Origin of the sequence: Mycobacterium sp. 852002-40037_SCH5390672, assembly GCF_001665875.1 — a bacterium.
Classification (GTDB): domain Bacteria; phylum Actinomycetota; class Actinomycetes; order Mycobacteriales; family Mycobacteriaceae; genus Mycobacterium.
In genome coordinates, this window is record NZ_LZTA01000097.1 from 201,228 (window position 1) to 223,621 (window position 22,394).

22 protein-coding genes are annotated in these 22,394 nt (G+C 66.4%); 8 read left to right on the forward strand and 14 right to left on the reverse strand.

Features of this window, described 5'->3' with window-relative positions; translation table 11 throughout:
- Nucleotides 1-19: 19 nt before the first annotated feature.
- The 3 genes from A5782_RS18050 to A5782_RS18060 are packed head-to-tail and all read right to left on the reverse strand — an operon-like array spanning nucleotide 20 to nucleotide 3,994.
- Nucleotides 20-1,441, reverse strand: a complete 1,422-nt coding sequence (locus tag A5782_RS18050) for an amino acid permease (RefSeq protein WP_255360781.1) — start codon at nucleotides 1,439-1,441, stop codon at nucleotides 20-22.
- A 42-nt stretch (nucleotides 1,442-1,483) separates the two neighbouring features.
- Nucleotides 1,484-2,842 (reverse strand): MFS transporter, encoded by a 1,359-nt coding sequence (locus A5782_RS18055; RefSeq protein ID WP_067103045.1) that lies wholly within the window; start codon nucleotides 2,840-2,842, stop codon nucleotides 1,484-1,486.
- Nucleotides 2,843-2,848: 6 nt separating this feature from the next.
- On the reverse strand, nucleotides 2,849-3,994 hold the full coding sequence (locus tag A5782_RS18060; protein ID WP_067103047.1) for an LLM class flavin-dependent oxidoreductase: 1,146 nt from the start codon (nucleotides 3,992-3,994) through the stop codon (nucleotides 2,849-2,851).
- Between the two features lie 437 nt (nucleotides 3,995-4,431).
- Between A5782_RS18060 and A5782_RS18065 the strand changes: the two genes are divergently transcribed.
- Entirely contained in the window at nucleotides 4,432-5,295 is an 864-nt protein-coding gene (locus tag A5782_RS18065; RefSeq protein WP_369815647.1) for an alpha/beta hydrolase, read from the forward strand.
- Nucleotides 5,296-5,346: 51 nt separating this feature from the next.
- Nucleotides 5,347-7,470 (forward strand): acyltransferase family protein, encoded by a 2,124-nt coding sequence (locus tag A5782_RS18070; RefSeq protein ID WP_082942991.1) that lies wholly within the window; start codon nucleotides 5,347-5,349, stop codon nucleotides 7,468-7,470.
- Between the two features lie 259 nt (nucleotides 7,471-7,729).
- On the opposite strand, the gene A5782_RS18075 is transcribed toward A5782_RS18070, so the two are convergent.
- Together A5782_RS18075 and A5782_RS18080 are read right to left on the reverse strand one after the other, a co-directional pair.
- Nucleotides 7,730-8,416 carry a GDSL lipase gene (locus A5782_RS18075; RefSeq protein ID WP_067103053.1) on the reverse strand — a complete coding sequence of 229 codons (687 nt, stop codon included), beginning with the start codon at nucleotides 8,414-8,416 and terminating at the stop codon, nucleotides 7,730-7,732.
- 90 nt (nucleotides 8,417-8,506) lie between these two features.
- Nucleotides 8,507-9,742 carry an acyltransferase gene (locus tag A5782_RS18080; protein WP_067103055.1) on the reverse strand — a complete coding sequence of 412 codons (1,236 nt, stop codon included), beginning with the start codon at nucleotides 9,740-9,742 and terminating at the stop codon, nucleotides 8,507-8,509.
- 367 nt (nucleotides 9,743-10,109) lie between these two features.
- Here A5782_RS18080 and A5782_RS18085 point away from each other — a divergent pair, with 367 nt between their 5' ends.
- A complete protein-coding gene (locus A5782_RS18085; RefSeq protein WP_067103057.1) occupies nucleotides 10,110-10,550 on the forward strand; it encodes an STAS domain-containing protein in 441 nt (146 codons plus the stop codon).
- Here A5782_RS18085 and A5782_RS18090 read toward each other — a convergent pair.
- From A5782_RS18090 to A5782_RS18120, 7 genes are all read right to left on the reverse strand, one after another.
- Nucleotides 10,534-10,794 (reverse strand): hypothetical protein, encoded by a 261-nt coding sequence (locus A5782_RS18090; RefSeq protein ID WP_067103060.1) that lies wholly within the window; start codon nucleotides 10,792-10,794, stop codon nucleotides 10,534-10,536. The genes A5782_RS18085 and A5782_RS18090 overlap by 17 nt on opposite strands.
- A complete protein-coding gene (locus tag A5782_RS18095) occupies nucleotides 10,791-11,342 on the reverse strand; it encodes a DUF3093 family protein (protein WP_067103171.1) in 552 nt (183 codons plus the stop codon). Before A5782_RS18095 ends, A5782_RS18090 begins: the two co-directional genes overlap by 4 nt.
- 13 nt (nucleotides 11,343-11,355) lie before the next feature.
- On the reverse strand, nucleotides 11,356-12,339 hold the full coding sequence (hemB, locus tag A5782_RS18100; protein ID WP_082942992.1) for a porphobilinogen synthase: 984 nt from the start codon (nucleotides 12,337-12,339) through the stop codon (nucleotides 11,356-11,358).
- Between the two features lie 52 nt (nucleotides 12,340-12,391).
- Complete coding sequence (locus A5782_RS18105; protein ID WP_067103064.1) at nucleotides 12,392-14,053, reverse strand: uroporphyrinogen-III synthase; 1,662 nt, start codon at nucleotides 14,051-14,053, stop codon at nucleotides 12,392-12,394.
- A gap of 23 nt (nucleotides 14,054-14,076) precedes the next feature.
- Nucleotides 14,077-15,024, reverse strand: a complete 948-nt coding sequence (gene hemC, locus A5782_RS18110) for a hydroxymethylbilane synthase (protein ID WP_067103173.1) — start codon at nucleotides 15,022-15,024, stop codon at nucleotides 14,077-14,079.
- Nucleotides 15,025-15,037: 13 nt separating this feature from the next.
- A complete protein-coding gene (locus tag A5782_RS18115; RefSeq protein WP_067103066.1) occupies nucleotides 15,038-16,408 on the reverse strand; it encodes a glutamyl-tRNA reductase in 1,371 nt (456 codons plus the stop codon).
- Between the two features lie 125 nt (nucleotides 16,409-16,533).
- Entirely contained in the window at nucleotides 16,534-16,803 is a 270-nt protein-coding gene (locus tag A5782_RS18120; protein WP_067103068.1) for a glutaredoxin family protein, read from the reverse strand.
- A gap of 59 nt (nucleotides 16,804-16,862) precedes the next feature.
- Here A5782_RS18120 and A5782_RS18125 point away from each other — a divergent pair, with 59 nt between their 5' ends.
- The 5 genes from A5782_RS18125 to A5782_RS18145 all read left to right on the forward strand — a co-directional run bounded on the left by A5782_RS18125 (nucleotide 16,863) and on the right by A5782_RS18145 (nucleotide 20,069).
- Nucleotides 16,863-17,171: a WXG100 family type VII secretion target gene (locus tag A5782_RS18125; protein ID WP_067103070.1), complete on the forward strand. Its 309-nt coding sequence runs from the start codon at nucleotides 16,863-16,865 to the stop codon at nucleotides 17,169-17,171.
- Complete coding sequence (locus tag A5782_RS18130; protein WP_067103175.1) at nucleotides 17,164-17,454, forward strand: WXG100 family type VII secretion target; 291 nt, start codon at nucleotides 17,164-17,166, stop codon at nucleotides 17,452-17,454. The genes A5782_RS18125 and A5782_RS18130 overlap by 8 nt, the downstream gene beginning before the upstream one ends.
- A 213-nt stretch (nucleotides 17,455-17,667) precedes the next feature.
- Nucleotides 17,668-18,576, forward strand: a complete 909-nt coding sequence (locus A5782_RS18135) for an HAD family phosphatase (protein ID WP_067103072.1) — start codon at nucleotides 17,668-17,670, stop codon at nucleotides 18,574-18,576.
- Between the two features lie 44 nt (nucleotides 18,577-18,620).
- Entirely contained in the window at nucleotides 18,621-19,142 is a 522-nt protein-coding gene (locus tag A5782_RS18140; protein ID WP_067103074.1) for a MaoC family dehydratase N-terminal domain-containing protein, read from the forward strand.
- On the forward strand, nucleotides 19,143-20,069 hold the full coding sequence (locus tag A5782_RS18145) for a cyclopropane mycolic acid synthase family methyltransferase (RefSeq protein ID WP_067103076.1): 927 nt from the start codon (nucleotides 19,143-19,145) through the stop codon (nucleotides 20,067-20,069). It abuts the gene before it with no gap.
- An 80-nt stretch (nucleotides 20,070-20,149) separates the two neighbouring features.
- Here the strand turns inward: A5782_RS18145 and A5782_RS18150 are convergent, their stop codons facing one another.
- Together A5782_RS18150 and A5782_RS18155 are read right to left on the reverse strand one after the other, a co-directional pair.
- Complete coding sequence (locus A5782_RS18150) at nucleotides 20,150-21,238, reverse strand: lysophospholipid acyltransferase family protein (RefSeq protein WP_197694264.1); 1,089 nt, start codon at nucleotides 21,236-21,238, stop codon at nucleotides 20,150-20,152.
- Nucleotides 21,220-22,347: an SDR family oxidoreductase gene (locus A5782_RS18155; protein ID WP_067103080.1), complete on the reverse strand. Its 1,128-nt coding sequence runs from the start codon at nucleotides 22,345-22,347 to the stop codon at nucleotides 21,220-21,222. The genes A5782_RS18150 and A5782_RS18155 overlap by 19 nt, the downstream gene beginning before the upstream one ends.
- Nucleotides 22,348-22,394: the final 47 nt, after the last annotated feature.

Consider the following 22,394-nt stretch of genomic DNA (forward strand, 5'->3'; position numbering starts at 1 on the left):
CTAGCGCCTCGAAAAAGACCTAATCTCCGGAGACCGCGCGGACACGGCCGCGGAATCGTGCGAGAAAGTAGAGCGCGATCACCGCCGCCCAGGACAGCAGGCTGAGCCATAGCTGGCTGCGCGCCGCGTGATCGAACGCCATTTGCACCAGCACCGCGGTGATTCCGGTCAGCGTGAGAATGGACAGCACCGGGTAGAGCCACATTTTCACCGTCAGTTTTTCGGCGGGGGTCCGGCGGCGCAGGATGATCTGAGACAGGGCGATCAGCCAGTAGACGAACAAGATGATGGCGCCCGAGGAGTTGAGCAAGAACAGGAACACCGTGTTGGGCGCGACCCGCGCCATGATGACGCACAGAAAACCGACCGCCGACGAGCACAGGATCGCGACGTGGGGAACGCCGCGTCCGCTCAATTTGACCAGCCGCATGGGGGCCTCGCCCCGCTCGGCGAGCACGAACAACATGCGCGACGCGGTATACAGACCGGAGTTCAGGCACGACAACACCGCGGTCAGCACCACAGCGTTCATCACCTGGTCCGCGCCGGAGAGCCCCATGTGTTTGAGGGCGGCCACATACGGCGAGGCGCCGAGTTCCACGGAGTCCCAGGGCAAGAGCACCACGAGTAGGAAAACCGAGCCGACGAAGAAGATCCCGATGCGGGCCACGACCGACCGGGTCGCCTTTTGGACCGTGAGTTCGGGGTCGCGACTTTCGGCGGCGGCGACGGTGACGATCTCGGCACCCACCATGGAGAAGATCACCACCACGATGGCGGCGAACACCGCGCCCACACCGTGGGGAAAGAATCCGCCGTGCGATCCCAGATTGGCCAGACCACCGTGATGGCCCGGCACCAATCCCAGGACGTACGCGGCGCCCACGGCCAGAAAAATCGCGATCGTCGCGACTTTGATTCCGGCGAACCAGAATTCGAATTCGCCGAAAGACGACACCGAGAACAAGTTGGTTGCGGTCATCAACACCATCAGGCATAGCGACAGCAGCCACAGCGGTGCGTGAAACCAGTAGTTGAGCACCTTACCGCCGGCGACCGCCTCGAAGCCCACCACGATCACCCAGAAGTACCAATACAGCCACGCCACCGAGAATCCCGCCCAGCCGCCCAGGGCCTTGGCGGCGTAGTCGGCGAACGATCCGGTCGACGGGTTCGCGGCCGCCATCTCACCCAGCATCCGCATCACCAGGACGATGAGCAGACCGCACAGGGCGTAGGTGAGGAACGCGGCCGGGCCGGTGTCTTTGATCACCACACCGGACCCGACGAATAGACCGGCGCCGATCACGCCACCCAGGGCGATCATGCTGAGCTGACGCTGCGACAGTCCTTGGCGCAGTTGCGGATTAGCACCGTCATCCGGCGGTCGGGGTCCGTCACCGGCAGAACCGGAACTCACCTGGCGTTGCGTGCGCCGCATGCCCGGACGCTAGCGGGCTTCGCGGCCCGCAGCAACAATGACCTACAGATACAGGTCGCGATCGCGGATCAGCGCCGTCGCGATCACACTGATCACCGCGGTGGCCACCAGATACCCGCAGGCCAGCCAGGGCGCCCCGCCGGCGGCCGCGATCAGCGCGGTGAGAATCATCGGCGTCACCCCGGATGCGTACACGCCCGAGAACTGGTAGACGAACGACAAACCGGTGTAGCGGGTGCCGGTGGGATACAGCGACGAGTACAACGTGCCCTGCGCGCCGTAGAACAGTGCGTGCACGACACCGAACACGAGGATCATTGCCAGCCCGAACCAGACCAGGTTCCTGGTGCCGAACAAGGCGAACACCGGAAAGGCCGCCAGGCCGTAGCCGGCGATACCGGCCAGGTACACCCGCCGCGCACCGAAGCACTCGGTCAGTCGACCCGAAATCGGTAGCAGCACCGCCATCACCAAGGCGGCAAGGGTCACCACCACCAAGACCGACACCCGGTTCAGGCCCAACGCGCCGGTGGCGTAACTAATGGCGAAGACGCCCCACGTGTTGAACGCCGATCCTTCCGCCCACCGCGACAGCAGCCCGAGCACGGTGTTGCGCCGCGAACGCGGCTCGCGGACGATGTCCAGGATCGGCACGGTCGATGAGGCCTGCAGGTCCTGCAACTCCCGGAACGCCGGTGTCTCCTCCACCCGCAACCGGACCACGATGCCGATCACAACCAGCAGCAGGCTCAGCAGAAATCCGATGCGCCAGCCGTAGGACAGGAACTGCGCCGGCCCCAAAACGATTTGCAAGAACGCGAATATGCCGGTGCCCAAGGCCAGTCCGAGCGCCAACCCTATTTGCGGAATCGCCCCATAGCGGCCACGCCGGTCGCCCGGGCTGTGTTCGACGGCCAGCAGTACCGCCCCGCCCCACTCACCTCCCAGCGCAAAACCCTGCAGCACACGTAGGACCAACAGCAGTACGGGCGCCCACGCCCCGATCTGTGCGGCCGTTGGCAAAACCCCGATCAGTGCCGTCGCGCCACCCATGATGAGCATGGTCAGGGCAAGGCTGCGCTTGCGTCCGATCCGGTCGCCGATGTGGCCGAACACCAGGCCCCCGATGGGCCGCATGACAAACCCGACGGCAAAGGTCGCGAACGCCAATACTGTTCCCACCAATGAACTCTCATTGGGGAAGAACACCTTGTTGAACACCAGTCCCGCCGCGGTCGCGTACAGAAAGAAGTCGTACCACTCGACCGTGGTGCCCAACAGGCTCGCCGCGACGACAATGCGCAACCGTCGACACTGCTGCTCGGCGGATTCATCAACCGTGTCGGGCCCCGGGCCGGCGATATCGGCGCTGGGTACGGACGCGGGCAAGGTGGCTGCCATGACCCCTTAGTGGGCCGAGGCGACCGCGAACGGCGTCCCCGCCGCCGGGTACGACTGGCGGTTGGGGTGACGCCACAAACCCATTCGCTCCAGAATCGGCAGCACACCCTCGCCGAACCAGTAGGCCTCTTCCAGATGCGGATATCCCGACAAGATGAAGTGGGAGATGCCCAATTTGGCGTATTCGGCCAGCCGCTCGGCGACCTCGGCGTGGGAGCCGACCAGGGCGGTGCCCGCTCCGCCACGAACCAGGCCGACCCCGGCCCACAGGTTGGCCGCGACCAGCAATTTGCTGCTGTCGCCGCCGTGCAGGTCCAGCATGCGGCGCTGGCCTTCGGATTCGCTGCGCGCCAGGCTGCTTTGCACCCGCTCGATATCGGCCGGGTCGATCGCGGAGAGCAACCGGTCGGCCTCGGCCCACGCCTCGGCGGCCGTATCCCGGCTGATCACGTGAATCCGCAAGCCGTACTGCAGAATCCGGCCGGCGTCGACGGCCAATCCGCGAACCCAGTCGAGCTTCTCGGCGACCGCAGTCAGCGGTTCACCCCAGGTGAGGTACACATCGGAGTGGTTGGCCGCCACCGGCCCGGCGGATGCCGAGGACCCGCCGAAGAACACCGCCGGTATCGGGTCGGGCGGGTTGTTCAGTTGCGCACCCTCGACCTGGATGTGTTCTCCCACAAAGGTCACCGGCTCTTTCGAGGTCCACAGCTGCCGCACCACATGCAAAAACTCGGCGGTGCGGGCATACCGGGCCTCCTTGTCCAGGAAGTCCCCGTAGGCCCGTTGCTCGTGCGGTTCACCGCCCGTGACGACGTTGAGCAGCAACCGTCCATCCGAGTGCCGCTGGAAGGTCCCGGCCATCTGCGCGGCCAGGGTCGGGCTGAGCATGCCGGGACGGAACGCCACCAGAAATTTCAGGGTTTCGGTCGATTCGACCAGCATTGCCGTCGTCAACCACGCGTCCTCACACCACAATCCCGTCGGCGTGAGGACAGCTTCGAAACCGTTGTCTTCGGCGGCCGTACAGATCTGGTGCAGATACTTCAGTGTCGCGGGCCGGTTGCCCGACATCGGTGTGCCGTGCCCGCCCGCGACCAGATTCCGCGAATCGCCGTAGGTCGGCAGAAACCAATGAAACGCGAGACTCAATTCACAACCCTCTTTCGCTCCTGTGCACGCCGGGATCCATCCTTCTGAAGTCCCCGTCGGGGATCGAGGGTTGAAACCTGCGAGATTGCATCCCCGTCTGGACACCGCCATCACCGAGGCAGACGGTGACCGCGCGCGACGAACGGGACCGTCGACGCACCGGATGGATGTCAAGCGCTGACCGCATCTCGCGCTGTCCCAGAAGGCAATACGATCGCAATGCTTCAGGTGGCGCCAATCAGCGGTATCGGCGCTACGATGACTACGATCTCGTGCGATGCCGCAACTCGGCGCCGTTATTGGCCGCGCCGGGCGACGGCCTGGCGCGGTGAAAAGATCACCGCTTCGTGACCGAACGGTCACGCCGGATCACACAATGCTTCCAATACGGCGTGGCTCGGCGGGTAATCCCCGGCCAGCGCGGCATTATTGCGATCATGCCTGACTTCACACGCCGAGCGGTGCTCCGGATGGGCGCCGGTGCCACCCTCGGAGCCGCAGGCGTGTTCACCTTCAGCTCCCTGCTGGCTCCGGACAAGTCGCAGGCCGCGACGTTGCCGCAGGCTCCCGCGCCGTTCGAGCCGCCGACGGCGGGCAAGAGCCTGCCGACCAAGCTCACCGGGTCGTTCGTGTCGGCGGCCCGTGGGGGCATCAAGACCAACTACGTGATCGCGGTGCCGCCCGGCCAGACCGGGATGCTCCGTCCCGTGATCGCACTGCACGGCGTGGACGGGGACGCCAACCAGATGCTTGACATGGGCGTCCCGGACGGCCTGGCCCAGCTGGCCAAGGAGGGTAAGCCGCCGTTCGCGGTGGTCGGCGTCGACGGCGGCAACACCTATTGGCACAAAAGGACTTCCGGTGAGGACTCCGGAGCCATGGTGCTCGACGAACTGCTGCCGATGCTGTCGACGATGGGTTTCGACACCTCCCGGGTCGGTTTCATGGGGTGGTCGATGGGCGGATATGGGGCGCTTCGTCTGGGTGCCAAGCTGGGGCCGTCACGCACCGCCGGCATCTGCGCGATCAGCCCGGCGTTGTACACCTCGTATGCGACCAGTGCTCCCGGGGCGTTCGACAGCAACGATGACTTTGTGCAGAACAGCGTGCTGGGCCTGCCGGCGCTGAATTCGATTCCGCTGCGCGTGGACTGCGGCAACTTCGACCGCTTCTATTTCGCCACAAAGCAATTCGTCTACCAGTTGAAGGCTCAGCCGGCGGGCAGTTTCTCCCTCGGCGGGCACGACATCGCCTTCTGGCGCAGCCAACTGCCCGGCGAACTGGCCTGGATGGCGACCTAGCCCACGCACATGACACTTCGGGAGAAATCAGTCGCCGGCGGCCCACACCAAGTGGAGCGGCGGACTTCCCGAAAAGGATTCCGGCCCGACATCGAGGGACTGCGCGCCGTCGCGGTGATCGCCGTCGTGCTTTACCACGCCGGCATCCCCGGAATCACCGGCGGCTACGTCGGGGTGGACGTCTTCTTCGTCATCTCCGGCTTCCTCATCACAGGGCTGCTCTTTCGCGAGGCAAGCAGCACGAATACCGTTCGGCTGGACCGGTTTTACGGTGCGCGTGCCCGGCGGCTGCTGCCGGCCGCCGCCATCGTCGGCACCATCACCGCGATCGGTGCGGCCGCGGTGCTGCCCCCGCTGCAGGCGCGCAGCGTGTTTCTCGACGGCATCGCCAGCGCCCTGTATGTCGGCAACTACCGGTTCGCACTGCGCGGGACCGACTACCTGACCTCGGACGCCCCGTCACCGTTCCAGCACTACTGGTCGCTGGGCGTGGAGGAACAGTTCTACCTGGTGTGGCCGGTGCTGATCATCGCCACCGCCTGGTCGGTCCGGCGCATCCCGATTCTTCGCGGGGCCACGACGCGCGCGACACCATATGCGGTGGTCCTCGCGGTGGTCGCCGCCTCGTCGTTGACGGCGGGCGCGCTGTGGACCCGCACCTCGCCGTCGTGGGCGTTCTTCTCGCTGCCCACCCGCGCTTGGGAATTGGCGGCCGGTGGTCTGGTGGCCCTGTCGATCCAGCAGTGGCGCAGGCTGTCGCTGCGGACCGCGTCGATCGTCGGCTGGGGCGGTCTGGCGTTGATCCTGCTGACTTGCACCCAGCTCAACTCCCACACCCCGTATCCCGGCACCGAGGCGCTGCTGCCGGTGCTGGGCACCGCGCTGATCATCGGCGGCGGCGCCGTCACCGGCGGGCTCGGGCCCGGTCGCCTGCTGTGCCGCCCCGCGATGCGCGCAATCGGGCGGATCTCCTACTCCTGGTACCTATGGCACTGGCCGGTGCTGCTGCTGATGCCGGCGCTGCTCGGTGAGCCCGCGGGTCTGCCGGCCAGGCTGAGCGCGACGGCCGTCTCCGCCGGACTCGCCGTCATCACCCTGCATTTGGTGGAGAATCCCGGCCGCTTCGCCGCGGCACTGCGCCGATCCGCGAAAGTCAGCCTGGTCGTGGCGGGCGGTGCCAGTGCCGCCACCGCGTGCGCCTGCATGCTGCTGCTCAACGTGATACCGGCACCGGTGGGCCACGGGGTGGCCGCGCCGCGAGCCAAGATCATTGCGACCCCCCCGGCCAACGTCCCCGCCGTCAGCCCGCAGGAAGCGGCGGTTCGGCACGGCTTCGACCAGGCGCGCGTGGCGCTCGCCGCGGCCGCCGACCTGCGAGCCGTCCCGTCAAACCTGGACCCACCGCTGGCCAAGGCGCCCGCCGACAAGGCCGCCGTGTTCGTCGACGGCTGCGTGCGCTCCTGGCGCGACGTCGGACAAAGCGAGTGCGCGACCGGCGACACCGCCTCGCCGACGACCGTCGCCCTGATCGGTGACTCGCACGCCGCCATGTGGAACCCGGCGTTCGAGCAGCTCGCCGAGCAGCGGCACTGGCGACTGGAAACGCTGGCCAAGGTGACCTGCCCGCTGCAGGACCTGCACATCGTGAGTCCGTACCTGGGCCGCGAGTACACCGAATGCGAACAGTGGCGCGCCCAGATCATCGGCCGGATGAACGCCGAACACCCCCGTCTTATCGTGCTGGACATGAGCCGGCGCTACGGCGGGGACTTCGGCTTCACCTCCTATGACCCGGCGTGGATCGACACTCTGGGACGCACCGTGGCGCGGCTGCGCGCCACCGGCGCAACCGTCCTGGTGCTGGGACCCGCCGCCGACCCGCACTCGTCCGCGCCGACGTGTCTGTCCGCCCACCTCGACGACGTGAACTCTTGTGCGCCAACGAGATCCGCGGCCGTGGACGGCGACGGGATCGCCGCTGAGCAGGCGGCGACGACCGGCAACGGCGGCCGCTACGCCGATCTGTCCGACCTGTTCTGCACCGCCGACCGCTGCCCGATCGTGGTCGGCAACACCCTGGTGTTCCGCGACGACAACCATGTGACAACCGAGTACGCGCAGTTGGTGGCCCCGCTGATGGGTGCCCTCGCGGACCGGGCCCTGGCGAACGGGTGAGCGCAATGAACTTCTCATGGCTGACCAACGTCAGATCAGTGAAGGGTTTTTGGAGGTTTTAAGTCATGTCTCCGCTGTTGCTGGTTTGCATCGCAGTAGCCGCGCCCTTCGCCGGACTCGGCTTGCTCCACGTGCAAGATCGTTTGGAGCGCTGGGACTACGAGCGGCACGCGGAAGACTGAAGCCGCGCACGTCTACGCCAAACTCGCTGTGTCATCGCGGGTTCAGCTTGCCCAGGAAGCCGCTCGGCACACCTGAGTCAGGTCGACAGCTGCGTGCGGATGAGCGGCGCGATCTTGTCCGCCATGTACTGGTGCCCCGCGTCGTTCGGATGCACCCCGTCCGCACCGATCAGGTCGGGTCGGTCGACGAACCAGTGTTCGGCGATCGGGTCGATGAACGTCGCTCCTGCCGCCCCGGCCGCGCCGGCGAGGATGTCGCGAATCAGAAACATCGAAGGCGGCACATCCACGGTCGGCCACGGCGGTCCGATCACCAGCAACCGCGCCGCCGGCGCAAGCCGGTGCGCCAGATCCAAGGCAGCGTTGGTTTTTACGGTCAGTGTCCCGGGATCCACACCCTGGTCGTTGCGGGATCCGAAGAACACCACCAGCGCATCGTCGGGCTGGACCGCTCTGGCGGTCAGATCCTCGAAGATACTGCCGTGGTCGCCGGGCATCCCATAACCGGCTTTGCCCTCCGCCGCCACACTTCCTGAGATCCTCGAACCCCGCGAACCGAGCAACTGCCACGCGCGCGACGTCCACGATCTCGAGCCCAGACCGCCCTCATCGGTTCCGGTGGTATACGAATCACCCACCACTGCCACATGATTCAGCCGGAAGTCAAGCGTCAGTGTCTCGTAGGTGTGCACCTGCGCCGGGTATGCGATGCCTACGCCCGCCAGAAAACTCAACCCAATGAGAAAGGTGGCCAGACGACTCACTCTCACCTCCACTGTCAACGGCATCGTCGGGCGCCGGCGCGCCCTCATCAAGTATTCCCCGTGAGTCGCGGCCGGCCGCTGAGGCGGCCATCACACCGCGCGGGCCGAAACCGCTTCCAGCGGACGGTCGATCGGATGCAGCTTACTGTTCGACTCGCCGGGATCGCTTCTCGCGTTGACGGCCCTGACATCGACCATTTTGCGCATCCAGCGGCGGCCGGGCTCTTCGACGCCGTGATATAGCAGCACCGAAACTGCCAAAGCAATCACCAGCAGGCCGATGACATTCCATTTCCATGGATTATCCAGGGTCGGGAGTTCGAATTGCTCGACGGCCCATCCCCAGGAGGTGTGCACCAGCTCATGCACCATGTACAGGCAGAACGAGATCTTGCCGCCGTACACCATCACCCGGGTCGACAACACCCTCGGCAGGCTTCCCAGTCCGACCGCCAGCGATATCACCAGCGGAACGAACAACACGTCGACCACGCCACCACTGTCGTTCTCCACCACTCCCGATATCGGGTGCGCGCCAAACCAATACAGCACGCCGACCATGGCGGCCAAAAGAAGCAGCGACATGTACCCGGCGAGGCGGCGGCCACGATCGCTCAGCCGCAGCCGCCGTACCGCGGCACAGGCCAACGCGCCGGCGGTGAACTGTGTGACGATCCGCGGCAGCCAGCTCCACGGTGTGTAGAAGTGGCCACTGGCAAGCAACATCACCACCGGCGGCAGCGATGCGGCGAATGCCAGGACCATCAGGCTGCGCGCCCTGGTCGCCTGTTTCATCCGCAACAGGACCAGCACCAAGACGGCAAAGAGCACATAGGCCAGCCATTCCGCGCTGATCGACCAGGCCGGACCGTCCCAACTCGAGTCATCGAAGAACGGCACAAACCACAACTGCACCAACAGGATTTGGCGCACGTAGCTGATCGCGGTGAGGGAAGCGGCATCCGGCGACGGCACATGGCCGACGTGCAGGGTGAAGATCACCCACAGGGCGGCGAGGTGCAAGGTGACCAGGTACACCGGCCACACCCGAGCCAGCCGCAGCCACAGGAAATGCAGAGTCGCGCGGGTCGACCAGGACCGGCCCATGCGGTCGAGATAGTTATACGTCAGCACGAACCCGCTGAGAATGAAGAAGAGGTCGACGCCTTGGGCGCCGCAATTGAGCACCGGCGCCAGGGCGTCGCGGAAATCGGGCGACACGTCGCCGAGCATCGGCCGGAAATGGAACAGCACCACCCAGAGCGCGGCGACGATGCGGAGCCCCGTCAGGGCCGTGATCTCGCCCCTGATTTCTCCGCCCCGCACGCTGCTCTTCCCGTCCGAATCCTGCTGTTTCGTTGTGCTACTTCGGCTGAGCGGGAAATCTCGCCTTTTCACAAGCCCCCCGACTAGCAACCGGCAGCCCTGGCAGCGTAGCAGCGCAATCGCCGGCACGCGTGGACGGTTGTGGTGTGGCATGCGGCGTTCCGGGACCCTCCGAGCGCTCTTGGCGTCCACTGGGCGTTTGCTCAGCAGATATATCGCGCTGGGGCCTTAATCGCTTCTTAGCAAAGCGTTAGGCGTGGCTTCCGGTCTCCTTAGGCTTGCGGCATAACGTTGTGTACAACCTTTGGTGAGCGTGGAGGCGGCCCCCCAGAGACGGCGCGAGCGCCACGGAGAGTAAGGGGTCCTCATGACGATCGCAGGCGGCCAGACTGGCCACGACAACTGCGTGTTTGACTGCGACGGCGCACAGGTCCGGGCCCACTACCGCCACCTGGCGACGGTGGTGCATGTTCGGGGCGAAATCGACGACGCGAATGTCGACCGCATCAGCGACCACATAGCGCGTTTCACGCTCGGAGAAAACCCTGTGGTGCTCGACGTGGCCGACGTCAGCGGATTTGCTGAAGCCGGTATTTCGCTGCTGTACGCGTTCGATGCCGATTGTCGAGCCGCGGGCGTGGATTGGACGCTGGTCGCCAGCTCAGCGGTAACCCAGGTGCTCGATGACACCGGTCATGACGCCAGTTTTCCGATCATGCGCTCGGTTCACGAGGCGCTGCAGGATCGGGCCGACGCCATCGTGCTCCGCCGCCGGATGGCCTTGCCGCTCGTCAGGAAGACGTCTTAGCCCCGGAGCGGGCGCGCCGCAGCCGGGCGATCCCGATGACCGCCAGCATCCCGGCACTCGTCAACAGCACCAGCGTCAGCAGCAGCAGCTGCGGGTCGTAAAGCAGCGACGTGGTGGAGGGCTGCCCGTCCGCGATGGGCGCCACGGACACCGTGTGATGGGAATGCGACCAGCTCGCTCCCGCGCACACGAGCGCGGCGGCGGCCAAGACGAGTTCGAGCGTCGCGCGGTAGCCGGCGTTCATTGCGCCGCCCCGGTGTCGTCGTCCCAATCTCCGTCGATGACATCGGATCGGGTGGGCTCCACCCGCTCCTGGACCAGTGGGGTCAGCGCGGCCCGCAGCTGACGATGACGACGCGCCCACGCCTGGGCCGTGCGCTGGCCGGTGAGCTTGAGACCGATGCCGACCCGCCCGCGCGGCACACCGACCAATTCGCCGAGCGCCCGGGCCGACTGCCACCGCGCCAGCTCCTTCCCGGAGGCTTCGTGATTCTCGGCCTCGGGATACACCCTGAGAATTTCGCGCACCAAAATTGTTTCGGTGCCTTGTTGTAGGGCGTCTTCGGTCAGCTCGACCGACACGTGGATCCGTGCGGCCTTCACCTGCAGCCCCAAGAACGCCGATACGAGCACCAAGAAAATCGCGGGGACCACCAGCGACACCGGGGCACCGCTCCAGATTTCGATCAGGACCATGGCCACCGCCGCGAGCGGGCCGCATGCCACCCACCACCAGCTGGCGCCGGGTTCGTAGAACAACCGCTTGGCCGTCGTGTCGCCGTCGGTAGTCATCGCAAGCCCCATCTCACGATAGCCACCCTGCCGCATCCGCGGCCCAATAGGTGAGAACGATATCGGCTCCGGCGCGCCGGATGCTGGTCAGTGACTCCAGTGCCGCTGCGCGCTCATCAATCCAATTGTTAGCCGCTGCAGCGCAAATCATCGCGTACTCCCCCGACACCTGGTAGGCGGCGACGGGAACGGGCGAGACGTCCGCCGCGGCCGCGACCACGTCGAGGTAACTCATCGCCGGCTTGATCATCACGATGTCCGCACCCTCGTCGAGATCGAGCGCGATCTCGCGCAGCGCCTCCCGGGCGTTGCCCGCCTCCTGCTGATAGGTGCGCCGGTCGCCGGACAGGCTAGAACCGACCGCCTCACGAAACGGGCCGTAGAACACCGACGCGAACTTGGCGGCGTAGGCCAGAATCGCTGTGTCGGTGAACCCCGCGGCGTCCAATCCGTCGCGAATCGCACCCACCTGACCGTCCATCATGCCGCTCGGCCCTACCACGTGAGCGCCCGATTCAGCTTGCGCCACAGCAAGTTCCACATAGCGGGCCACGGTGGCGTCGTTGTCGACCCGGCCCCGGGCATCAAGGACGCCGCAGTGTCCGTGGTCGGTGAACTCGTCGAGGCAGGTATCGGCCATCAGCACGGTGGCCTCGCCGAGGTCCTTGGCCAAGTCCCGCAGGGCGAGATTGAGAATGCCGTCGGGGTCGGTCCCGGCCGACCCAGTCGAATCCTTGTCCTCGTCCCGGGGGACGCCGAACAGCATCAGTCCGCCCACCCCCGCGGCGACGGCACTGGCCGCCGCGTTGCGCAAAGAATCACGGGTGTGCTGCACCACGCCCGGCATGGACGTGATCGGGCGCGGTTCGTCGATACCGTCGGCGACGAACATCGGCAGCACCAGATGCCTTGGCTCCAAGGACGTTTGCGCCACCAAACGGCGCAACGCCGGGGTGGTGCGAAGCCGGCGCGGGCGGTGCCGCGGGTATGCGCTCATGGCCGTTGGGTGGCGACCCGCTGCGCGCGCTCCGCCGCGCTCGCGATCGCCACTAGCGCCTGCGGCTCTTTTTGCGCGGCGGTGGCAGCGCACCCTCGGCGCGCAACCGCGCGGCGTGTTCGGCCAACGCGTCGACCAGCGGGCCAACCGCTGCGGTCTCGGGCTGGACATCCACCCGCAGGCCGAATTCGGCCGCGGTCTCAGCGGTTTTGGGACCGATGCAGGCGATGATCGTCCGTGAGTGGGGCTTGCCGGCGATGCCGACCAGGTTTCGCACCGTGGAGCTGGACGTGAAGCACACCGCGTCGAAGCCGCCGGTCTTGATCATTTCCCGCGTCTCGGCCGGCGGCGGGGCGGCGCGCACCGTCCGGTAGGCGGTGACATCCTCGATCTCCCAACCACGTTCGCGCAGACCCTCGGCCAGCGTCTCGGTGGCGATGTCGGCACGCGGCAGCAGGACCCGGTTGACCGGGTCGAAAATGCTGTCGTAGGGCGGGAAGTCGTCGAGCAGACCCAGTGAGGACTGTTCGCCGGCCGGCACCAGTTCCGGGCTGATCCCGAACGCCCTGACTCGGTCGGCGGTCGACTCGCCCACACACGCGATCTTCACTCCGGAGAACGCGCGCGCGTCCAGCCCGAACTCACCGAACTTCTCCCACACCGCGCGCACGGCGTTGGTGGAGGTGAACACCACCCACTGGAAGCGGCCGTCGACCAATCCCTTGACGGCACGCTCCATCTGGGCGGGGCTGCGCGGCGGCTCGACGGCGATGGTCGGCACCTCGACGGGGAGCGCACCGTAGGACGTCAGCCGCTCGCTCATCTCGCCCGCCTGGTCCTTGGTGCGGGGCACCAACACGGTCCAGCCGTACAGCGCGCGGCTCTCCCACCAGTTCAGCTTCGCCCGGCTGGCCACCGTCTTGCCGATGGTCACCACCAGCGGTCCGGTCAACGGACCGGCGGGGTCGGTGCCGCCCAGCACCGCCGAGTCCGTCAAGCCGTGCAGCGTGGTTTCGATCGAACGCTGCTGACAGGTGGTGCCATGCGCGGTCACCACGCACGGGGTGTTCTCGGCGAGCTCATGCTCGATCAGGATGCGCGCCGCGTCGGCCAGATGCGACGACGTGGCCTGCAATATCAGCGGACCGGGCGCCGCGGCCAAAGCTTCCCAATCCACATGTGGGTCGCGCACGTCGGCCACCGTGTGCGACGAGCCCAGCGGCAGGCCCGCATACGTCGGGACGGCGTCGCTGGGGGCCAGTCCGGGCACGATCTCGATGTGCAGGTGGCTCCGCGCGATGGCATTGACCTCGGTGATGACCGCGTCGACGGTCAACGGGTCGCCGGCCACCAATCGGACCACGTCGACGCCGGTGCGCGCCTCGGTGGTCAGCGTCTTGGCCACCTCGGCGGGATCACCCAGCGCCGGCCGGATGTCGGGGCCGCCGGATATCACCGCCGGCTGCACCTTGGCCTGGTCGGAACCGCCGTCGCCGTTCGTGGCGGCCGGTTCGGCCGGAGCCGGACCGGAAACCGGCGGCAGGTCTTTGCCGATCAGGGTCAGCACCGGCTCAGGCACGTCAGGGTCGGTGAACACCAGGGCGGCGTTCGCCAGCACTGTGGCGGCCCGGGTCGTCAACAATCCCGGGTCACCCGGGCCGGAGCCCACGTACGTGATGCGGCCCGGTGTCGGCTTACGCCCTCGCGTCGTCATTGTCGCTCCCACGTAACTCGCATTTAATTTCCTCGCGCCGGGTCTTGCCGCGCTCCGCTCATCAGCTCTCGCGCGCCCAGCTCGAACAGCTCCGCGGCGACCGAGAGCCCAAGCTCTCGTGCCCGACCGGGATCGCCGATGCCAGACGCGCGGATCACGTCGGACCCGTCCAGCGCCGCCACGCATCCGCGCAGCGACAGCTCTTCGAAGATCCGGCCTTCCTCATCGATGGACTCGACCACTTCGGCGATCGCGCCCACCGGTGCGGAGCAACCGGCCTCCAGTTCGGCCAGCAGGGCTCGCTCGGCGGTGACCGACGCACGCGTGTCGGCGTCGTCCAGTTCCGCCAGCACTGCCGCTAACCGGCTATCACCGGCACGGCATTCGACGGCGAGCGCGCCTTGAGCCGGTGCTGGCAACATCTGCACCGGCTCTAGCGTCTCGGTGACATCGTCGAGGCGACCGATCCGGGCCAGTCCCGCCCGGGCTACCACGATCGCGTCGAGATCACCATTGCTTACCCTGTTCAACCTGGTATCTAGGTTGCCTCGTAGGGGGCGGATTTCCAAACCGAGACCCAATGCCCTAAGCTGCGCGGCCCGCCGCGGCGAGGAGGTCCCCACCAGCGAACCGGGTGGCAACTCGGCAAGAACCAGCCCATCCCGTGCTACCACCGCGTCGCGTGGGTCGTTGCGCGCCGGTATGGCCGCCACAGCAAACCTTGGGTCGTCGGCGGTCGGCAGGTCCTTGTGGGAGTGCACGGCGGCGTCGACACGGCCCTCGTCCATGGCCTCGCGCAGTGCGGTGGTGAAGACACCCACCCCAAGGTCTTCAATGGGCGCCGACGACCGGTCCCCGGCGGTGCTGATGGTCACCAGCTCCGCCGGGTGTCCCAGCGCGATCAAAGCGTCTCTGACGACCCCAGCCTGCGTGGTGGCCAACAGGCTGCCCCGGGTACCTATCCGGATCACGTTCGCCAATCGCTTATTCGGCAGTTTGCTGCGGAGTACCCGCGTCGAATCCGTTTGCGATGACTGGCAATTCGCCTGCAGCCACGGCATCGACGGCGGTTTGGTCGAGTTCGAAAAGTTCGCGCAGCGCCTCGGCGTAGCTGTCACCACCGGGCGCGCTGGCGAGCTGTTTGATCCGCACGGTCGGCGCGTGGAGCAACTTGTCCACCACCCGCCGCACGGTGCGAGCCACCTCGTCGCGCTGGGCACTCTCGAGTCCGGGCAGCCGGTTGTCGAGGCGCAACAGCTCCGCTTCGACCACGTCGGCGGCTCGCTGGCGCAGCGCCGTGACCGTCGGCGTGACCTCGGCCATCCGCTGTCCGGCCAGGTACGCGGCAACTTCGGTGGCGACGATGTTGCGGGCGGCGTCGACGTCCGCGGCCGCGGCGTGGGCCGAGGGCTCATGCTGCACGCGATCCACGTCGACGACCCAGACCCCGGGCAGGCCGGCTACCGCCGGATCGACGTCGCGCGGCATGCCCAGGTCGCAGATCACCAGTGGGTTCGTCTCTTCGTCGCGGTGCGCTGCGGCCAGCGCGTGGTGCACGTCGGCCAGCGAGACCACCGGGGTCACCGCCCCGGTACAGCTGACGACGACATCGGCACCGGCCAGGGTGTCGGGCAGGCGCTCCAACGGCAGGGCGTTCGCCTCCACACCGGAGTCACGAATCTTGCGGACCAGGCGCTGACCCCGGGACAGCGACCGATTGACTACGTGAATGTGCTCGACGCCGGCACGACAAAGATGCGCCGCGGCCAGCGCGCCCATCGCCCCGGCGCCGACCAGGACCGCGGTCTTGCCCGACAGCCCGCCGAGCCGGCGTTCGGCCATGTTCAGGGCGACCGACACCACCGAGGCGCCGGCGGCGTCGATGGCGGTTTCGGAATGCACCCGCTTGCCCACGGACAGGGCGCGCTGGGCCAGCTCGTGCAATACCCGGCCGACGGTGCGATTGGTCTCGGCGCTGGCGTATGCGCGACGGACCTGACCGAGCACCTGCTGCTCGCCGATCACAGCGGAATCCAGGCCGCTGGCGACCGCGAACAGATGCTCGACGGCGGCCTCGCTGTACCGGACGTACGCGTATTTGGTCAGGTCGGTCATCGACATCCCGGACTGTTCCGACAGCACCTGCCCGATCACCGCCAACCCGCCGTGGAACGCGTCCACCACCGCGTAGACCTCGACCCGGTTGCATGTGGACAGCACCATCGCCTCGGTCACCAGCGGCGACTGCAACACCCGATCGACGATCTTGCCCTGATCGGACTCGTCGATGCTGAGTTGTTCCAGGACGGAGACCGGCGCACTGCGGTGCGAAACCCCGAAGAGCAAGACGCTCACGGCAGCATCACCTGGCCAGCTCCCTTGCTTCCTCCAGTAACTGAACTGCTGTCCACGGTAAACGTTTATCAGCTGGGCTACCAAATAATTGCCCGGCGCAGGCCGTCCGGGCATCCGCTGACAGGTCAGCGGTCGAGATCGGCCCGCAGCCGGGGCTCGTCAATCTCCCAGTAGCTGTGTTCGCGCCCCTCGAGCAGGATCACCGGCAGGCGGTCGCCGAACTCAGCCCGCAGCGCGGGGTTGCCCTCGGCGGCGGCGGCGTCGACGTCGGTCATCGACAACTCGAAGCCCAATTCAGCGGCGAGTTCGACCAACCGTGCGTGTACCCGCTCGCAGATGGTGCACCCGTCGCGGGTCAACAGCTCCACCTGTGGTCGGCCGGTCGCCTCAGTCATGGGCACCAGTGTGGCACCGGTGACTTGTGGGGCTATCTACCAGGCGTTATGTTCCGACTATGGCCGACGAAACGCTGCGGGTCGATCCTGTCGTGATGCAGGGTGCTGCCGCCTCGCTCAGCGGTGCGGCCGAGCAGCTTTCGGCCCAGCTGTCCCAGCTGGACGATCAGGTGGGTCAGCTGTTGGGCGGTTGGCAGGGCGCGTCGGGGACCGCCTATGGGTCCGCGTGGGAGCTGTGGCACCGGGGTGCCCGCGAGGTAGAGCTCGGGCTGTCGATGCTGGCGCATCTGGTGGGCCAGGCCAGCGGGGCATATCAGGGCAACGAGGCCGGATCCGCACAGGCGGAACGGGCGGTGCGTGGTGGCTGAGGCATTTCGGGTGGATCCGCAGGCGCTGACCGACGCGGTGCAGCGCATGGCAGCGTTTCAACGCTATGCCGAAGACATGATCACCGAAATCGATTCGCGCGTCACGCGTTTGCACGCATCGTGGACGGGTGAAGCCGCCACGGCGCATGCCGAGGCGCATCAGCACTGGGTTCGCGGCGAGGCGATGATGCGCCAAGCGCTGGCGCAACTGGAAAAGGTAGCCACGACCGCACACGGCAACTACACCGGCGCAATCTCGACGAATCTCAATATGTGGTCGTGACTAAATGGCGCCGCCGGCGAGCGGTGTCCCCAACGGGTCGGGGTACCTCGACCCAGCGTGACGCTGGTGTCACACTCGGCGTCGAACGTGACGCTAGCGGCACGTTCGTGAGCCCGGGTCACGTCAACGCCCCCCACGGCATCTGCCCGATAGGGTTGGAGATCGGGCACCCGCTGGGTCGCCAGGCAACACAGCGATCTAGGAGGTTTGGTGATGACTTCCTCTGAGCCGGCCAACGCGGACCACACCGGTTACGTTGACCTGGAGTCGCTGGCCGCGGACGCCAGCGCCGCCCGCGCGATCGAGGGCATGCAGGAAGCCGCCGCCTCGCAGGACCGTCCGCAGCCCCCGATCGACCTGACCGCCGCCGCCTTCTTCGACGTGGACAACACGCTCGTGCAGGGCTCCTCGGCCGTGCATTTCGGCCGCGGGCTGGCCACGCGTAACTACTTCACCTACCGCGACGTGCTCGGATTCATCTACGCGCAGGCCAAGTTCCAGATCCTCGGGACAGAAAACAGCAACGACGTCGCCGCCGGACGGCGCAAGGCGCTCGCCTTCATCGAGGGCCGATCGGTCGAACAGCTGATCACCCTGGGCGAGGAGATCTACGACGAGATCATCGCCGACAAGATCTGGCCCGGCACGCGCGAGCTCACCCAGATGCATCTCGATGCCGGCCAGCAGGTGTGGCTGATCACCGCCACCCCCTACGAGCTCGCCGCGACCATCGCGCGACGGCTCGGCCTGACCGGCGCGCTCGGCACGGTCGCGGAATCGGTCGACGGCGTCTTCACCGGCCGGCTGGTCGGCGACATCTTGCACGGCACCGGCAAGGCGCACGCGGTGCGCTCGCTGGCAATTCGCGAGGGGCTGAACCTGAAGCGCTGCACCGCCTACTCGGACAGCTATAACGATGTGCCGATGCTGTCGCTGGTGGGCACTGCGGTGGCCATCAACCCCGACGCCCGCCTGCGCGCGCTGGCCCGGGAGCGTGGATGGGAGATTCGCGATTTCCGCACCGCGCGTAAGGCGGCCAGGATCGGGGTGCCGTCGGCGTTGGCGCTGGGCGCAGCCGGTGGTGCGCTGGCTGCGCTGGCCTCTCGGCGGCAATCACGCTGATAGGCTGCGCCGCTGAGACACAATCGAGCGGAGGGCATAGCGCCATGACAGTCCCCAAGGAAGCCGAAGGGCTCATCGGCAGCCATTACCGCGCACCGGATTACTTCGAGGTCGGTCGCGAGAAGATCCGCGAGTTCGCAATGGCGATCAAGGATGACCATCCGGCGCACTTCGACGAGAGTGAGTCCGAGAACGCTGGGTACTCCGACATGGTGGCGCCGCTGACGTTCCTCGCGATCGCCGGGCGCCGTGTGCAGCTGGAGATCTTCACCAAGTTCAGCATCCCGATCAACATCGCCCGGGTCATTCATCGCGACCAGAAGTTCAAGTTCCACCGGCCGATCCTGGCGCACGATAGGCTTTACTTCGACACTTACCTCGACTCGGTAATTGAGTCCCACGGCACGGTGCTCGCGGAGATCCGCAGCGAAGTGACCGACGCCGACGGCAAGCCGATCGTCACCAGTGTCGTCACGATGTTGGGAGAATCGACAAACGAAGCCGATGTTGCAGCAACCGCCGCGGCAGTTGCATCCATATCCGCAGGAAAGTTAGGGGCGTTGTAAATGTCTGTACCGGGGGAAACGGGAAGTACGCAACTGAAACCGCCGGTCGAAGCGGTCCGATCCCACTACGACAAATCCAACGAATTCTTCAAGCTTTGGCTTGATCCGTCGATGACCTACAGCTGCGGCTACTTCGACGAGAATCCGGACCCGCAGCATCTGACCAAGACGCTGGAAGAAGCCCAGTACGCCAAGCGCAAGCTCGCGCTGGACAAGCTCAACCTCGAGCCGGGCATGACGCTGCTGGACATCGGTAGCGGCTGGGGCTCGACGATGCGCCACGCCGTGCAGGAGTACGACGTCAACGTCATCGGCCTGACGCTGAGCGAGAACCAGCACGCTCACTGCGTGGCCGAGTTCGAAAAAATGGACAGCCCCCGCCGCAAGGAGGTGCGGATCCAGGGCTGGGAGGAATTCCCCGACGAGCCGATCGACCGCATCGTGTCGCTGGGCGCGTTCGAGCACTTCGCCGATGGAGCGGGCGACGCTGGGTACGAGCGCTACGCCACCTTCTTCAAGAAGTACTACGACCTGCTGCCCGACGATGGGCGGATGTTGCTGCACAGCATCGTGGTGCCCAGTGCCGAGGAGGGCAAAAAACTCGGGTTGCAGGTGAACATGACCTTGCTGCGGTTCATCAGTTTCATCCTGAAGGAGATCTACCCGGGCGGTAAGCTGCCTCAGGTCGACCTGGTCGACAAGTACTCGACTGACGCGGGTTTCAAGATCGAGCGCCATCACTTCATCGGCAAGAACTACGTTCCGACGCTGACGGCCTGGGCGGACGCCCTCGAGGCGCACAAGGACGAGGCGATTGCCCTGAAGGGACAGGAAACTTACGACATCTACTTGAAGTACTTGCGGGGCTGCTCGGACCTGTTCCGCGACGGCTACACGAACGTGTGCCAGTTCACGCTGGTCAAGTAGTCGGCTTCTTCAAAGGTCAACGCCATCGCGGATTTCCGCGGTGGCGTTTCCTTTTGCGCGGCTACGCCGATCTGGGCGGCTCAGCCGAAGAAGATGTTGCGACGGCCGGCGAGCAGCCGGTACAGCGTCTGCTGGATGGTCTCGCGCACCTGGTCGGTGAGCTCGAAGGTGACCATCGGGTCGTCGGCGTCGGACGCGGCGTAGTCGTCGGTATAGATCGGCGCACCGAACGCGATGTGCCATTTCGACGGCAGCGGCACCAGGCCCACGGGTCCGGCCAGCGGGAACAGCGGCGTGATCGGGAAATACGGCAGCCCGAACAGCCGTGCCAGCAGCTTGACGTCGGTCAGCATCGGGTAGATCTCTTCGGACCCGATGATCGAGCAGGGAATGATCGGCGCCTTGGTCCGCAGCGCCGCCGTGACGAATCCACCACGGCCGAACCGCTGCAGCCGGTAGCGGTCCTCGAAGCGCTTGCCCAGCCCCTTGTAGCCCTCAGGGAACACGGCGGTGAGCTCGCCCGCGGCGAGCAACCGGTGCGCGTCCGTCGCGCAGGCCATGGTGTGGCCTGCCCTGCGGGCCGCCTCGCCCACCACGGGCAGGTCGAACACCATGTCGGCGGCGAGCAGCCGCAGCTCGCGATGCGCGGGGTGTTCGTCGTGGACGGCCACCGACAGCATCAATCCGTCGAATGGCAGCACGCCGGCGTGGTTGGCGACGACCAGCGCGGCACCGTCGCTCGGCAGATTCTCGATGCCGCTCACCTCGACCCGGAACCAGGACCGGAAAAACAGGCGCAGCAACGGCCGCACGATCGCGCTGTTGAAGTGCGGATCGAAGCCGAACTCGTCGACGGTGTAATCGCCGGTGAGCCGCTGGCGGAGGAATCCGGCGACAGCGGCGACGCGCTGCGCCAGGTCGTTCAGCGGTGCTTCGGCGGACGGGGCCCCCGCGGCGCGGCGGTGCTCGTCGATTTCGCGAACCACCGCGGCGATCTGCTCGGCCGACGCGCGACCGTTCGGATCGGACAGTAACGAAGGATGTTGGCGAGCTGACTCTGCTCGCTGATCGGCTCTCCGACGCGCCGCTACCCGACCCCGATTAGTGTGCAGTGGAATGACATTCGCTCTGGTTTCACCCGCCACGATTCCTACCTGACCCCACCCCACGGAATTGGATTTCGGCTCCCCCAGCGCTGAGCCAGGGATATGGCGCGACCTTCCCAGGAGCGTACCCGATGTGGGTCGATAATGGGAGTCAAGCTTCGGCCGCGCACATAGTCGTCAAAGGCCTCCGCCGTCGTCCATTTCGGTTGATAGCCAAGTTCTGAGCGCATCCGGCTGGTATCCATGACGCGGCCATAACTCAAGTAATCAAACTGATCACGACTGATCTCGTTGTAACGATTCGCGCGCCGTAGAGAATCCAGGGCCCAGACGCCGAAACCCGGTACGGGCAAAGGGATCCGGCCCGCCCGCCGGATTGCCTGCGACAGCATGATGATTCCGTCCGCGCCGATGTTGAACGTTCCCGCCTTGCCGGCCATCGCCGCACGCTCCAGCGCGCCCAGCGCATCCTGCTCGTGCAGCAGTTGCAATCGCGCGTCGCGGCCGAACATGGTCGGCACCAAAGGCCCGGCCAGATAACGCGACAGCGTGGTGTCCATCGCCGGGCCGATCATGTTGGCCAACCGCAGGATCGTCACGGCGATGTCGGGCCGGCGCCGCCCCAATCCGCGCGCGTAGGCCTCGATATCGAGGCTGTCCTTGGCGAAACCGTCGCGGAAGGGTCGACGGCTGGTGCTGTCCTCGGTGAACATCACCGGATCGTGAGCGCTCGACCCGTACACCTCAGACGTCGACTTGAGCACCACCCGGCGTACCGAGGGGGCCTTCTGGCAGGCCGCGAACAGCTGCATCGCGCCCATCACGTTGATCTCTTTCAAGGCCGCGGTACCGCCGGATCGCGGCGCGTACGACGCGGCCGCCGCGTGCACCACCGTGTCGACGTCGCCGTTGCGAATCACCTTGGCTATGAAGGGATTTCGAATGTCGGCGCGGACGAACTCGGCGCGCCCCATGCGGCGCAGCATGTCCTTGCTCGGGGCTATCGCATCCACCGCGATGACCCCCTTGATCATCGGGTTCTGCGCGAGCCGAGCCGTCAGGTAGCCGCCCAGGAACCGGCAGGCCCCAGTGACCAGCACGATTTTGGGGTAATGCACCGTGTTGCCGGCGGTGTCACCCGGCCCGGCGTTCTCCCCATTCGACGGATCCACTCGAACAGCCTAGCGGCCAGGCGAGATGGCGGCACTATGCCGCGGAC

What these genes read in the sequence shown, in the direction of transcription:
- A5782_RS18050 (WP_255360781.1), bottom strand. Translation starts at nt 1,441, where the DNA reads ATGCGGCGCACGCAACGCCAGGTGAGTTCCGGTTCTGCCGGTGACGGA.
- A5782_RS18055 (WP_067103045.1), bottom strand. Translation starts at nt 2,842, where the DNA reads ATGGCAGCCACCTTGCCCGCGTCCGTACCCAGCGCCGATATCGCCGGC.
- A5782_RS18065 (WP_369815647.1), top strand. Translation starts at nt 4,432, where the DNA reads ATGCCTGACTTCACACGCCGAGCGGTGCTCCGGATGGGCGCCGGTGCC.
- A5782_RS18085 (WP_067103057.1), top strand. Translation starts at nt 10,110, where the DNA reads ATGACGATCGCAGGCGGCCAGACTGGCCACGACAACTGCGTGTTTGAC.
- A5782_RS18090 (WP_067103060.1), bottom strand. Translation starts at nt 10,794, where the DNA reads ATGAACGCCGGCTACCGCGCGACGCTCGAACTCGTCTTGGCCGCCGCC.
- A5782_RS18095 (WP_067103171.1), bottom strand. Translation starts at nt 11,342, where the DNA reads ATGACTACCGACGGCGACACGACGGCCAAGCGGTTGTTCTACGAACCC.
- hemB (WP_082942992.1), bottom strand. Translation starts at nt 12,339, where the DNA reads ATGAGCGCATACCCGCGGCACCGCCCGCGCCGGCTTCGCACCACCCCG.
- A5782_RS18105 (WP_067103064.1), bottom strand. Translation starts at nt 14,053, where the DNA reads ATGACGACGCGAGGGCGTAAGCCGACACCGGGCCGCATCACGTACGTG.
- A5782_RS18120 (WP_067103068.1), bottom strand. Translation starts at nt 16,803, where the DNA reads ATGACTGAGGCGACCGGCCGACCACAGGTGGAGCTGTTGACCCGCGAC.
- A5782_RS18125 (WP_067103070.1), top strand. Translation starts at nt 16,863, where the DNA reads ATGGCCGACGAAACGCTGCGGGTCGATCCTGTCGTGATGCAGGGTGCT.
- A5782_RS18135 (WP_067103072.1), top strand. Translation starts at nt 17,668, where the DNA reads ATGACTTCCTCTGAGCCGGCCAACGCGGACCACACCGGTTACGTTGAC.
- A5782_RS18140 (WP_067103074.1), top strand. Translation starts at nt 18,621, where the DNA reads ATGACAGTCCCCAAGGAAGCCGAAGGGCTCATCGGCAGCCATTACCGC.
- A5782_RS18145 (WP_067103076.1), top strand. Translation starts at nt 19,143, where the DNA reads ATGTCTGTACCGGGGGAAACGGGAAGTACGCAACTGAAACCGCCGGTC.